Annotated in this window: 11 protein-coding genes, 1 tRNA gene and 1 pseudogene; 6 read left to right on the top strand and 7 right to left on the bottom strand. The window is 67.8% G+C overall.

What is annotated here, in order from left to right:
- Positions 1–167 precede the first annotated feature (167 nt).
- A tRNA-Gly gene (locus OG953_RS23075) sits at positions 168–238 on the bottom strand.
- 479 nt (positions 239–717) lie between these two features.
- Here OG953_RS23075 and dcd point away from each other — a divergent pair.
- Together dcd and OG953_RS23085 are read left to right on the top strand one after the other, a co-directional pair.
- Positions 718–1,293 (top strand): dCTP deaminase, encoded by a 576-nt coding sequence (gene dcd / locus OG953_RS23080; RefSeq protein ID WP_072487843.1) that lies wholly within the window; start codon positions 718–720, stop codon positions 1,291–1,293.
- 6 nt (positions 1,294–1,299) lie between these two features.
- Complete coding sequence (locus tag OG953_RS23085; RefSeq protein WP_405686563.1) at positions 1,300–1,800, top strand: phosphoribosyltransferase; 501 nt, start codon at positions 1,300–1,302, stop codon at positions 1,798–1,800.
- A gap of 30 nt (positions 1,801–1,830) precedes the next feature.
- Here OG953_RS23085 and OG953_RS23090 read toward each other — a convergent pair whose 3' ends face one another.
- The 4 genes from OG953_RS23090 to OG953_RS23105 all read right to left on the bottom strand — a co-directional run bounded on the left by OG953_RS23090 (position 1,831) and on the right by OG953_RS23105 (position 6,528).
- On the bottom strand, positions 1,831–2,043 hold the full coding sequence (locus OG953_RS23090) for a hypothetical protein (RefSeq protein ID WP_405686564.1): 213 nt from the start codon (positions 2,041–2,043) through the stop codon (positions 1,831–1,833).
- A gap of 259 nt (positions 2,044–2,302) precedes the next feature.
- Positions 2,303–3,250, bottom strand: coding sequence for a Yip1 family protein (locus OG953_RS23095; RefSeq protein ID WP_405686565.1), 948 nt, complete (start codon positions 3,248–3,250; stop codon positions 2,303–2,305).
- A 194-nt stretch (positions 3,251–3,444) separates the two neighbouring features.
- Positions 3,445–5,712, bottom strand: coding sequence for a (Fe-S)-binding protein (locus tag OG953_RS23100; RefSeq protein WP_405686566.1), 2,268 nt, complete (start codon positions 5,710–5,712; stop codon positions 3,445–3,447).
- Between the two features lie 102 nt (positions 5,713–5,814).
- Positions 5,815–6,528, bottom strand: a complete 714-nt coding sequence (locus OG953_RS23105) for a sugar transferase (RefSeq protein WP_405686567.1) — start codon at positions 6,526–6,528, stop codon at positions 5,815–5,817.
- A 265-nt stretch (positions 6,529–6,793) separates the two neighbouring features.
- Between OG953_RS23105 and dnaK the strand changes: the two genes are divergently transcribed.
- The 4 genes from dnaK to OG953_RS23125 all read left to right on the top strand — a co-directional run bounded on the left by dnaK (position 6,794) and on the right by OG953_RS23125 (position 11,011).
- Positions 6,794–8,647, top strand: a complete 1,854-nt coding sequence (gene dnaK / locus OG953_RS23110; RefSeq protein WP_405686569.1) for a molecular chaperone DnaK — start codon at positions 6,794–6,796, stop codon at positions 8,645–8,647.
- Positions 8,644–9,285, top strand: a complete 642-nt coding sequence (grpE, locus tag OG953_RS23115; RefSeq protein WP_405686571.1) for a nucleotide exchange factor GrpE — start codon at positions 8,644–8,646, stop codon at positions 9,283–9,285. The genes dnaK and grpE overlap by 4 nt, the downstream gene beginning before the upstream one ends.
- Before the next feature lie 93 nt (positions 9,286–9,378).
- A complete protein-coding gene (gene dnaJ, locus OG953_RS23120) occupies positions 9,379–10,563 on the top strand; it encodes a molecular chaperone DnaJ (protein ID WP_266360177.1) in 1,185 nt (394 codons plus the stop codon).
- A gap of 1 nt (position 10,564) precedes the next feature.
- The gene (locus OG953_RS23125; RefSeq protein ID WP_093899393.1) at positions 10,565–11,011 is read left to right on the top strand and encodes a heat shock protein transcriptional repressor HspR; all 447 of its coding nucleotides are present in this window, start codon (positions 10,565–10,567) and stop codon (positions 11,009–11,011) included.
- Positions 11,012–11,409: 398 nt separating this feature from the next.
- On the opposite strand, the pseudogene OG953_RS23130 reads toward OG953_RS23125, so the two are convergent.
- Positions 11,410–11,877: pseudogene (locus tag OG953_RS23130) on the bottom strand (peptidoglycan-binding protein); the annotation flags it as partial.
- Between the two features lie 346 nt (positions 11,878–12,223).
- Positions 12,224–13,210: a helix-turn-helix transcriptional regulator gene (locus tag OG953_RS23135; protein WP_405686572.1), complete on the bottom strand. Its 987-nt coding sequence runs from the start codon at positions 13,208–13,210 to the stop codon at positions 12,224–12,226.
- Positions 13,211–13,312: the final 102 nt, after the last annotated feature.

The following is a 13,312-nucleotide window of genomic DNA, read 5'->3' on the forward strand; positions in this document are numbered from 1 at the left end:
CACCCACGTTGTCTCCTGGTACCTTCCCCGGCGTGGCTCCCATGGATTGAGGACGGCGCCGGGGCATCCGCCTCGGCGGGAGATGGGGCACACGGAGGGCACGCCACCCTCTAAGAGGTCTAGACAACAAGAAAGGCCCCGGTCGCTGACCTGGGCCTTCTTCGAAGAGCGGGTGACGAGAATCGAACTCGCGCTCTGAGCTTGGGAAGCTCATGTTCTACCATTAAACTACACCCGCGAAGCGAGCCGTTTGATCAGCTCCGCATCGTTCCACACTGTACCCCATGCCAGGTCCCCGGCGTTTGAGCCGTGGGACCTTTTCGCTGTGCGGGGAGGGTGGATGCGGGTGCCGTGGGCGGGAGTTGGGGGCGTAGCGTGGGTGCGCGGAGTGCCGCCTGGAGTGGCGTCCTGTTCATCCCCTAATGTGGCTTTTTCGTCCAAGGCTTGTTGGGGAAGGGACTTGATGGACTCCATGGAGCGCACCGTCGTCCGCTGTGCCGAAGGGCACGTTTTCGCTACCGCTTCGTTCCCGATGCAGCAGCTCGGGTCCGGGAGGATCGGACCCGGGCGGCTCATTCGCTGTCCTCGTTGTGCACGGCTTCGGCATGCCGTGCCTGTGGTGTTCGAAGAGCGGTAGGCGCGGTGGCAGAGCGGTGACAGGCGCGCGGGGCGGTCCCGGATTGGGGCGGGCCCGCGCGTTCTGCGTATCCTCGGGGCGTGCTTCTCTCAGATAAGGACATCCGGGCCGAGATCGACGCCGGACGTGTACGCATTGATCCGTTCGACGCGTCGATGGTGCAGCCCTCGAGCATCGATGTGCGGCTCGACCGCTACTTCCGGGTGTTCGAGAACCACCGCTATCCACATATTGATCCAGCCGTCGAGCAGGCCGATCTGACGCGCATGGTCGAGCCGGACGGGGACGAGGCGTTCATCCTGCACCCCGGTGAGTTCGTGCTCGCTTCGACGTACGAGGTCATCTCGCTGCCCGACGATCTTGCGTCGCGGCTGGAGGGCAAGAGTTCGCTGGGGCGGCTCGGTCTTGTGACGCATTCGACTGCCGGGTTCATCGACCCCGGTTTCTCCGGGCATGTGACCCTGGAGCTGTCGAATCTCGCGACGTTGCCGATAAAGCTGTGGCCGGGGATGAAGATCGGACAGCTGTGCATGTTCCGGCTGAGTTCGCCCTCGGAGTTCCCGTACGGCTCCGAGCGGTACGGATCGCGGTATCAGGGCCAGCGCGGGCCGACCGCGTCGCGCTCGTTCATGAATTTCCACCGGACCCAGGTGTGATGCCGGATGAGCGATGATGCGCGGGAGAACCTGACGTACGAAGGATTCGGTCAGGCCGTGCGTGAGCTGGCGCAGACCGTGGCCGACGACGGATTCGAGCCCGATGTCGTGCTGAGTATTGCGCGGGGCGGGGTATTCGTCGCGGGTGGGCTCGCTTATGCCCTGGACTGCAAGAACATTCATCTCGTGAACGTGGAGTTCTATACCGGGGTGGGTACCACCCTGGAAATGCCGGTCATGCTGGCACCCGTTCCGAATGTCATCGACTTCTCGGACAAGAAGGTTCTGATCGCCGACGACGTCGCCGATACCGGGAAGACGCTGAAGCTGGTGCACGATTTCTGTATCGATCATGTTGCAGAGGTGCGCAGCGCGGTCATCTACGAGAAGTCGCATTCGCTCGTGAAGTGCGAGTACGTGTGGAAGAAGACCGATCGTTGGATCAACTTCCCGTGGAGCGTGGACAGGCCCGTCGTACGGCGCAGCGGGCAGATTCTCGACGCGTAGAGCCGGCGGTCTGCGGCCGGTGGTGTGTGGTCAGGGGTGGATGACGGGGTCCCCGGCGGACTGGCAGAGGCGCGCGTGGCCGGCCGGTGCAGCGTGGAACACGGTGGATCCGCTCTGGGGCGCCTGCTGGGCCGGTAGCGCAGCGGTGAGTTCCTCCACCAGTACGCGGCGCAGTTCCTGGGCCGGGTCGGGGTGCGCGGTGAGCAGCCGGCGGAACCGCAGGCGCCACTCCTCCGCGGACACTTCTTCGATGTCCGTTCCGCCCGGCGCAGCTCGTCGGTGGTGAGCAGCAGAGCCCGGGTGTCCGGCAGGTCCCCTTGCACGGCGGCGGCCCGGTCGGGGTACGCGCGTTCCCACAGGGCGCCGGGCCGGTGCGTGATCTCTCCGTCGAGCACACGTGGCCGAGATGCGCGGCACGGTCGTCCGCGAGCAGTCGCACCCGCATGAGGAAGAGCCCCCGACGCGGTGTGTCGGGGGCTCTTCCTCAGATGGTCGGATGCCGTCAGATCGTGCCCAGCTTGATGATCGACAGCAGCGCGATCAGCTGGATCGCGGATGCGCCCAGCGCCTTCGGCCACGGCAGGTCGTGCGACTTGCTCACCATCGAGGTGAAGAGCGCGGCCGAGGCCAGCCAGGTGATCCAGCCGAGGACCTGGACCAGGGAGTTCTCACCGCCGAGGAAGAGCGCGAATATCAGGCGGGGAGCGTCCGTGATCGACATGATCAGCATGGAGAGGCCCACGGTCGGCTGCCAGGAGCCGTCGCCGCCGAGCTGGCGGGCGAGCGTGTGCGTGACCGCGCCCAGGACCAGACCGCCGATGACGAAGCCGATGCCCGTGATGACGACGTAGGGGACCGCTGTGGAGATCGTCGCGTGGATCGCGTCGTCCCGGGCCTGGTCGAAGCCGAAGAGGGCGAGCAGGCCGTACAGGAACGTGACGATGAGCGCCGGGCCCCAGACCGGGTAGTCGCGCATCTGCCAGAACGTCGGTCCCGGGCGCAGCACGATGCCGGTGAGCAGGTCCTTCCACGGCAGCCGCGGGCCCGCGGGCTGGGCGGGGGCCTGGCCGGCGCGGTAGGTGTTGCCGTCGCCGTAGGGGTCCTCGCCGATGCTGAACGCCTGGGTGTGGCCGGGGGAGTTGGCGTACGGGTCGCCGTGCTGGGGGGACGCGTGGGGGTGGTGGGGCTGCTGGTACGGGTCGCCGAAATACTCCGGCTCGCCGTGGCCGCCACTGTTGTAGCCGTTGCCGTAGCCGCCGTTGGGCCCGTTGTTTCCACCGTGCCCGCCGTTGTTGTACGGGGGCGGGGCGCCGTTGCCTCCCGTCGGCGGCCATGGCTGCTGGGCGTACGGCGGTGGTGCCTGTGTGCCGTACGGCTGCTGCCGCGGTTGCTGTTGCGCTTGCTGCGGGGTGCGGTTGTCCCGGCCGCGTCCGATCCTGAATCCAGCCACGTCATCGAACGTACCTGGTCCGCGTGGGTGTGGTGAGGGGGCCCGGGAAACCTGCCCGCCATTGCGGCCGAGCTGTGACATCCCCTAGGGGAACCCTGGGGGGTCGACCCCATGCGTAGCCGTGCGGGAATACAGAAGCGGCCGGTCCTGCCCCCGAGGCAGGTCCGGCCGCTTCTGTCGCACGACAGCCCTGGCTACTTCACCGGCTCGGGCTCCGGTGCGTCCGCCGGCTCCGCCTCGCCGGCCGGGTCGGCCGGGGTCTTCACGGAGTCCAGCAGCAGCTGCGATACGTCGACCACCTGGACCGACTCCTTCGCCTTGCCGTCGTTCTTCTTGCCGTTGACCGAGTCGGTCAGCATGACGAGGCAGAACGGGCAGGCGGTGGAGACGATGTCCGGGTTGAGGGAGAGGGCTTCGTCGACGCGCTCGTTGTTGATGCGCTTGCCGATCCGCTCCTCCATCCACATCCGGGCACCACCGGCACCGCAGCAGAAGCCGCGCTCCTTGTGGCGGTGCATCTCCTCGTTCCTGAGGCCCGGAACCTTCGCGATGATCTCGCGCGGCGGGGTGTAGATCTTGTTGTGACGGCCCAGATAGCACGGGTCGTGGTACGTGATCAGGCCCTCGACCGGGGTCACCGGGATCAGCTTGCCCTCGTCGATGAGGTGCTGGAGCAGCTGGGTGTGGTGGATGACCTCGTACTCGCCGCCGAGCTGGGGGTACTCGTTCGCGATGGTGTTGAAGCAGTGCGGGCAGGTCGCGACGATCTTCTTCGACGACTTGGGCTTCTTCGTCGTCTCGTCCTCGTCGTCCTCGCCGAACGCCATGTTCAGCATCGCGACGTTCTCCTGGCCGAGCTGCTGGAACAGCGGCTCGTTGCCCAGGCGGCGGGCCGAGTCACCGGTGCACTTCTCGTCGCCGCCCATGATCGCGAACTTCACGCCCGCGATGTGGAGGAGCTCCGCGAAGGCCTTCGTGGTCTTCTTGGCCCGGTCCTCCAGGGCGCCCGCGCAGCCGACCCAGTACAGGTAGTCGACCTCGGACAGGTCCTCGACGTCCTTGCCGACGATCGGGACCTCGAAGTCGACCTCCTTGGTCCACTCGACGCGCTGCTTCTTGGCGAGCCCCCAGGGGTTGCCCTTCTTCTCCAGGTTCTTGAGCATCGTGCCCGCCTCGGACGGGAACGCGGACTCGATCATGACCTGGTAGCGGCGCATGTCGACGATGTGGTCGATGTGCTCGATGTCGACCGGGCACTGCTCCACGCACGCACCGCAGGTGGTGCAGGACCAGAGCACGTCCGGGTCGATGACGCCGTTCTCCTCGACCGTGCCGATCAGCGGGCGCTCGGCCTCCGCGAGGGCCGCGGCCGGGACGTCCTTCAGCTGCTCCTCGGACGCCTTCTCGTTGCCCTCCATGTCCTTGCCGCCACCGGCCAGCAGATACGGGGCCTTGGCGTGCGCGTGGTCGCGCAGGGACATGATCAGGAGCTTCGGGGAGAGCGGCTTGCCCGTGTTCCAGGCCGGGCACTGCGACTGGCAGCGGCCGCACTCCGTACACGTGGAGAAGTCGAGGATGCCCTTCCAGGAGAACTGCTCGACCTGGGAGACGCCGAAGACGTCGTCCTCGCCCGGGTCCTCGAAGTCGATCTCCTTGCCGCCCGACGTCATCGGCTGCAGCGCTCCGAGCGCCGACGACCCGTCTGCGTTCCGCTTGAACCAGATGTTCGGGAAGCCGAGGAAGCGGTGCCAGGCGACACCCATGTTCGTGTTGAGCGAGACCGTGATCATCCAGATCAGCGAAACGCCGATCTTGACCATCGCGGTGAAGTAGATGAGGTTCTGCAGCGTGCCGAGCCCGAGGTCCTTGAACGCGAGGACCAGGGGGTACGAGATGAAGTACGCGGCGTCGTAGCCCTCGACGTGGTGGATCGCGCCCTCGAGGCCGCGCAGGGTCAGGATCGCCAGGCCGATGATGAGGATGACGTACTCGACGAAGTACGCCTGCCAGGCCTTGGAGCCCGCGAAACGGGACTTGCGGCCGGCCCGGGACGGCAGGTTCAGCAGCCGGATGGTGATCAGCACGAGGATGCCGGCCGTCGTCATCAGACCGATGAACTCGGTGTACATCTCGAACGGCGTCCAGTCGCCGATGATCGGCAGGACCCAGTCGGCCTTGAAGAGCTGTCCGTACGCCTGGAGCAGCGTCGGCGGCAGCGTCAGGAAGCCGATGGCGACGAACCAGTGCGCGAAGCCGACGATCCCCCACCGGTTCATCCGGGTGTGGCCGAGGAACTCCTTGACCAGGGTGATCGTGCGCTGCTTCGGGTTGTCGGTGCGGCTGCCTGCCGGGACCGGCTGTCCGAGCGTGACGAACCGGTAGATCTGCGCGACGGCTCGGGCGATGAGCGCAACGCCGACCACAGTCAGCACCAGCGACACGATGATCGCGGCGAGTTGCATTTGGGGGCTCCTCGGGCCTGCGAGGGTGGGATCCAGCGTCTACGAGCGAATACTGGCGACTACTAAGCAGTAACTTAATCAGTCTGTGCTGACACTATCCACTTATTCCGCCGCGCTGTAGCCGCACCGGCGGTGATCTGTGTCGCTCAGGTGTGCCTTGCCGCGCCGGGTGAGTCCGCGGATCGCCCTGCGCAGCGGAGCGTGTACGGCTCTCGCCAGGATGGCCAGGTCGAGTCCCACCCAGTGGTGCTCGGCGTAGTGCTGGTCGAGCAGGGCCGGCTCGTCCCACGGCATTCCGGAACGGGAGCGTACCTGTGCCAGGCCGGTGAGGCCCGGTTTCAGTTCCTGCCGCCAGTGTCTCGCGGCGGTGGCGGTGGTGGTTTCGGGGGTATCGGCATCGGCTCCGGGGGTCCGGGCCCGCTCGTCGTCCGGTGTCAGGGGCTCCGGGCCGACCAGGGAGAGGTCTCCCCGTACGACGTGCGGCAGCCGGGAGAGCAGATCCAGCCGCAGCCGCCGGGTGCGTAGCGAGCGCAGTACGAAGAGGTGGCCGCCCAGGCCGATCCGGGGCGAGCGGGTCAGTGCGCCGCCGGGGAGCCGGTGCGCCGCGAGGGCGAGGGCGCCCGCGGCGAGCAGTGGGGCGGCCAGGGCCAGCAGGACCGAGCCGAGGGTCAGGTCCAGTACGCGCTTGGCCGACGGCCACGCCTGCCTCCATTCCCGGAACCACTCCCATGTCCACTCCCGCGGCTGTGCCTGCGTGCGGATAGGCGTGCGGCCCGGCGCGCGGCCCGGCCTCTGCCCCTGTCTCTGCCTCTGCATCGTTCGCACCTGCCTGGGGGTCGGGCGGATCGGGTGCCGGTTTTGCGTGACTCGCAACCTTTTGTGACAGAACGATCCCATGGCGCGATGATGGGGGCGGTTTGCGTGGCCTGTGAGGCGGGTGGGTGTCGCCCTTGATCTCCTTGTGCGCGCGAGGTGCGTGCACGATAGTTGAGTCGACTCGACTCAACTCTGTTGACACTGGGGCGCCTGTCATGCATCCTTGAGTCAGTTCCACTCAAGTAGTCAAGCTGGAGGAATTGAAATGGCACGTGCGGTCGGCATCGACCTGGGCACGACTAACTCCGTCGTCAGCGTTCTCGAAGGCGGCGAGCCCACCGTCATCACCAACGCAGAGGGCGCCAGGACCACGCCGTCCGTCGTCGCCTTCGCGAAGAACGGCGAGGTGCTGGTCGGTGAGGTCGCCAAGCGCCAGGCGGTGACCAACGTCGACAGGACCATCCGCTCCGTCAAGCGCCACATGGGCACTGACTGGAAGATCGACCTGGACGGCAAGAGCTTCAACCCGCAGCAGATGAGCGCCTTCATCCTGCAGAAGCTGAAGCGGGACGCCGAGTCGTACCTGGGTGAGAAGGTGACCGACGCGGTCATCACCGTCCCCGCGTACTTCAACGACTCCGAGCGTCAGGCGACGAAGGAGGCCGGCGAGATCGCGGGCCTGAACGTCCTGCGTATCGTCAACGAGCCGACGGCCGCCGCGCTGGCGTACGGCCTCGACAAGGACGACCAGACGATCCTCGTCTTCGACCTCGGTGGCGGCACCTTCGACGTATCGCTGCTGGAGATCGGCGACGGCGTCGTCGAGGTGAAGGCCACCAACGGTGACAACCACCTCGGTGGTGACGACTGGGACCAGCGCGTCGTCGACTACCTGGTGAAGCAGTTCGCCAACGGTCACGGCGTGGACCTGTCCAAGGACAAGATGGCTCTCCAGCGTCTGCGCGAGGCCGCGGAGAAGGCGAAGATCGAGCTCTCGTCCTCGACCGAGACCACGATCAACCTGCCCTACATCACGGCGTCCGCCGAGGGCCCGCTGCACCTGGACGAGAAGCTCACGCGCTCGCAGTTCCAGCAGCTCACCGCCGACCTCCTGGACCGCTGCAAGGGCCCGTTCCACAACGTCATCAAGGACGCGGGCATCCAGCTCTCCGAGATCGACCACGTCGTTCTCGTCGGTGGCTCCACCCGTATGCCGGCCGTCGCCGAGCTCGTCAAGGAGCTGACCGGTGGCCAGGAGGCCAACAAGGGTGTGAACCCGGACGAGGTCGTCGCCATCGGCGCCTCGCTCCAGGCCGGTGTCCTCAAGGGCGAGGTCAAGGACGTCCTGCTGCTCGACGTCACCCCGCTCTCCCTCGGCATCGAGACCAAGGGCGGCATCATGACGAAGCTCATCGAGCGCAACACCACGATCCCGACCAAGCGCTCCGAGATCTTCACGACGGCCGAGGACAACCAGCCCTCCGTGCAGATCCAGGTCTACCAGGGCGAGCGCGAGATCGCGGCGTACAACAAGAAGCTCGGAATGTTCGAGCTGACCGGCCTGCCGCCGGCCCCGCGTGGCGTCCCGCAGATCGAGGTCGCGTTCGACATCGACGCGAACGGCATCATGCACGTCGCCGCCAAGGACCTCGGCACCGGCAAGGAGCAGAAGATGACCGTCACCGGCGGCTCCTCGCTGCCCAAGGACGAGGTCAACCGGATGCGTGAGGAGGCCGAGCAGTACGCGGAGGAGGACCACCGCCGTCGCGAGGCCGCCGAGTCCCGCAACCAGGGCGAGCAGCTCGTCTACCAGACGGAGAAGTTCCTCAAGGACAACGAGGACAAGGTCCCCGGTGACGTGAAGACGGAGGTGGAGACCGCGCTCACCGAGCTGAAGGAGAAGCTCAAGGGCGAGGACACCGCCGAGATCCGTACCGCCACGGAGAAGGTTGCGGCCGTCTCCCAGAAGCTGGGCCAGGCGATGTACGCCAACGCCCAGGCCGAGGGCGGCCCGCAGGGTGACCCGCAGCCGGGCGCCCAGCAGGCCAAGGCCGACGACGACGTCGTCGACGCCGAGATCGTGGACGACGAGAAGGACGCGAAGGGCGGTGCGATGTGACCGAGGAGACTCCGGGTTTCGAGGAGAAGCCCGACGTCCCCTCCGGCGCCACCCCTGACGGAGCTGAGCCGAAGGACGTCGCTTCCTCTTCCGAGGAGGAGGCGTCCCCGGCCGGGGACGCAGTACAGACAGTCGGTCTGACGGCCCAGCTGGACCAGGTCCGCACCGCGCTCAACGAGCGCACGGGCGACCTCCAGCGGCTCCAGGCCGAGTACCAGAACTACCGTCGCCGCGTCGAGCGGGACCGGGCCACGGTCAAGGAGATCGCAGTCGCGGGTCTCCTGTCCGAGCTCCTGCCCGTGCTCGACGACGTCGGCCGGGCCCGTGAGCACGGCGAGCTCGTGGGCGGGTTCAAGTCGGTGGCCGAATCACTGGAGACGGTCGTCGCCAAGCTGGGCCTGCAGCAGTTCGGCAAGGAGGGCGAGCCCTTCGACCCGACGATCCACGAAGCCCTGATGCACTCGTACGCGCCGGATGTCACCGAGACGACCTGCGTGGCGATCCTGCAGCCGGGGTATCGGATCGGCGAGCGCACCATCCGCCCCGCGCGGGTGGCGGTGGCCGAACCCCAGCCGGGTGCGGCAGGCAAGGAAGAGAAGGCAACCGACGAGGAGAGCGGTGGCACCGAGGAGGTCTGACATCGCGTCTGACCACCTCGCGGCCCACCGCCCGGCCATGCGACCGGCCAACGGGCCGGTCGCATGGCCGATCGTCCGGAAGGAGGGACGTCGATGAGCACGAAGGACTTCGTCGAGAAGGACTACTACAAGGTCCTCGGCGTCCCCAAGGACGCCACCGACGCCGAGATCAAGAAGGCGTACCGGAAGCTCGCCCGCGAGTTCCACCCGGACGCCAACAAGGGCGACGACAAGGCGGAGGAGCGCTTCAAGGAGATCTCCGAGGCGAACGACATCCTCGGCGACAGCAAGAAGCGCAAGGAGTACGACGAGGCGCGCGCCCTCTTCGGCAACGGCGGCTTCAGGGCCGGACCCGGAGGCGCCGGGGGTAACTTCAACTTCGACCTGGGCGATCTCTTCGGAGGCACCCAGGGCGGGGGCGCGGGTGGCGGAGCCGGCGGTTTCGGCGGCGGCGGCCTGGGCGATGTCTTCGGCGGCCTGTTCAACCGGGGCGGTACGGGGACGCGGGTGCAGCCGCGCCGCGGCCAGGACATCGAGTCCGAGGTGACGCTCAGCTTCATCGAGGCGGTCGAAGGGGCCACGGTCCCGTTGCGGATGTCCAGCCAGGCGCCCTGCAAGGCGTGCTCCGGCACCGGTGACAAGAACGGCACCCCCAGGGTCTGCCCGACCTGTCTCGGCACCGGCCAGGTGTCGCGCGGCACCGGCGGCGGCTTCTCGCTCACCGACCCCTGTGTGGACTGCAAGGGCCGGGGCCTCATCGCCCAGGACCCCTGCGATGTCTGCAAGGGCAGCGGACGGGCGAAGTCCTCCCGGACCATGCAGGTCAGGATTCCGGCGGGCGTCTCGGACAGCCAGCGGATCCGGCTGCGCGGCAAGGGCGGCCCGGGCGAGCGCGGTGGACCGGCCGGCGATCTCTACGTCGTGGTCCATGTCGACGCCCACCCGGTCTTCGGCCGCAGGGGCGACAACCTCACGGTCACCGTGCCCGTCGACTTCACGGAGGCGGCGCTCGGCGGCGAGGTGAAGGTGCCCACGCTCGGCGGTCCGCCGGTCACCCTGAAACTGCCGGCCGGCACCCCCAACGGGCGTACGATGCGCGCCCGCGGCAAGGGCGCCGTACGCAAGGACGGCACCCGGGGCGACCTGCTGGTCACCGTCGAGGTGACGGTGCCCAAGGACCTCAGCACCGAGGCCAGGGACGCGCTGGAGGCCTACCGGAAGGCGACCGCGGGCCACGACCCGCGGGCGGAGCTGTTCCAGGCTGCGAAGGGAGCTTGAGGTGGACGGCCGACGACGCAATCCGTACGAACTGACCGATGAATCACCGGTGTACGTGATCTCGATCGCGGCCCAGCTCTCGGGCCTGCATCCGCAGACGCTGCGCCAGTACGACCGCCTCGGCCTGGTCTCCCCCGACCGCACGGCCGGGCGCGGCAGGCGCTACTCGGCCCGCGACATCGAGCTGCTGCGCACCGTGCAGCAGTTGTCGCAGGACGAGGGCATCAACCTCGCCGGCATCAAGCGCATCATCGAGCTGGAGAACCAGGTCGCCGCCCTCCAGCAGCGCGTCGCCGAACTCTCGGCGGCGGTGGACGGCGCGGCGGTGGCGATGCAGCAGCGCGAGGCCCAGGTGCATGCCTCGTACCGGCGTGATCTGGTGCCGTATCAGGATGTGCAGCAGACCAGCGCGTTGGTGGTCTGGCGGCCGAAGCGGCCGAAGGACTGAGCGGGTTCGGCGTACCCGCACCGTACGTACGAGGAAAGGGCCCGTCTCCCGTGAAGCGCACGGGGGACGGGCCCTGACCCTTCTACGTCCTTTCTTTGCAGGGGACGGCAATCTCCCCTGCGTCCCAGGAGGCCACTTCCCCGAGGTCTGCCAGAGCGTGAGGGCCAGCGCGGCGCACGAGGTCGCCGCGGCCGGCGACGGCAGCGGCCAGCGGGCCCGCTCCAGCGCGTCGAGGCGTTCTTCGTGCCCCCCGAGCGCTTTGTCGGTCTGGTCGACGCGTTGCAGCAGCAGTGCCAAGTCACCCCGGGTAGTAGCGAATCCGACGTCGACGGAGCGGTGCAGCCGCTCCAGCTCGAGAGCGATGCTCTCGGCCTCGGACTGCGTCATCGCGGGTCTCCTCACATACGGGGGACGCGCAGCCGGTCCCAGTCGGCGCGTCCCGGGATGCCGTCGGCCGAGCCGCCGTTGTAGCCGAGCCTGCGCTGCCAGGCGGCGTACGAGCGCCGGTCGGCCTCGTCCCATACCGGTCCGGGCCCGACCGCGTAGCGTCCGCACCCCTCGGCGACCAGCCGCCTGCCGACCGCGGTCACCAGCGGGCTGTTCCTGCCCGGCACGACGAAGGCGGCGCCGGGAAACGGCTCGTGGACGGGAAGGCCGGGCTCGGCGGGCAGCGAACCGAGGCGGGCCGCGATCCGGTTCCGCATCGAGGTCATCGAGAACGACGGGTCGATCTTGCGCCGGGTCCACTCCTTGTGCGCGATCACGCTCCTTGCCGACCAGCCGTGCACCCGGCACGGTGCGGCGGCCAAGCGTTCGGTGGCGTGCGGCTGAGCAGCGGGGCAGGGGGCACGGCCGTTGCCGATGTTCTCTCGTGGCCCCCGCGGCCGGATCCGATCCCTGTGCGTCGCCGCGGAGTTGTGGGAGGCTCCGGCGTACTGAGCGCCGAGCGACGAGCGCCGACAGTGGCCGGAGGCGGGCGGGAGGAAGCCTCGGCGTAGAGCTGGAGCGCTGCCCCACACAACTCGCCGTCCCTGTGGGAGTGGGTGAATTCGTCCCCATCTCTGTCCATCTGTGACCCCCCACTTCTGGCAGTGCAGCAAGATGACGGTGGTGAAAGCCTAGTCGGCGCGGGAGGCTCGTCATGTTCCGGTTCATGCACACACCGGTGCGGAGCCGCGGTCGCTCTCCCCCCGTATTGCGATTGCGGCCGCTTCAGCCCGGATCCTGTTCAAGAATCCCTGACCGGGCTATCAGGTAGCCGAGTTGGGCCCGGCTGTTGCTGCCGAGGACTGCGGACAGTTTGGCGACGTGCGCGCGGCAGGTGCGGACGTTCATGCCGAGGCGGCGGGCGATCGAGTCGTCGACATGTCCTTCTACGAGGAGTTGGGCGATGGAGCGCTGGACGCCGCTGATTCCCTTGGGGGTCGGGTCGTACTTGACCTCTTCCAGGAGTGGAGCCGCACGGGTCCAGAGCTGCTCGAATACCTTGACGAGATACTCGACCAGTCCGGGATGGCGCAGTTCCAGGGCGACTTGGCGGTCGTCCTGGGCGGGTATGAACGCGACCGTGCGGTCGAAGACGATGAGTCGCTCTATGAGCTCCTCAAGCGTCCGGATCTCCACGTTGTCGTCGGCCATCCGCTCGGCGTAGGCCAGGGTGCCGGGGCTGTGACGCACCGTGTGCTGATAGAGAGTGCGAATGCTGACGCCGCGGTCCACCACGGAGAGGCCCCTTTGCAGGGCTTCGCTGAGGCGGTCTTCGCTACGGCCGCCGCCGGGCTGGACGGTGAGGACTTCGGAGCGGCACTCCGCCGTGGCAAGATCGAGTGCCGCGTTGATCCGGTTGACGCCCTCCAGCACGGTGATGGCGTGGGTGGTCGGCGGGTCCTGCGCGCTGATGTCCATGAACGGCTCGAAGGACTCGGCAAGCAGGACCGAATGCCGTCGGCGCTCCTGGATCTCGCGTTCTATGGGGTGCAGGCGCTTCGCCAGAGCGGCGGACGGCGGGACGGGCCGCAGCCAGTCGGGGTCGTCGGGGTCGGGGTGCAGCAGGGCGAAGTCCATGAGGCAGGGCGCCGGTTCCACCTCGCTCCGGGCGATACGTCCCGAGCGCAAAGCGCCGGCGTAGAGACGGACTCCCGCTTCGCATAGTTCGGTGATCCCATGAGAATGTGTCGGCTTTGTATCGCTTGTGCCCATATTCTCCACCCCCCAGGTTCCTGAACATGCAGGAACATGATGCATCGATTCAGTGGTGTTCGTGTGCCCAGGTGAGACATCGTCTTAGGTGCGGGGGAGAAG

It is taken from the genome of Streptomyces sp. NBC_00057 (assembly GCF_045041165.1).
Lineage (GTDB): Bacteria > Actinomycetota > Actinomycetes > Streptomycetales > Streptomycetaceae > Streptomyces.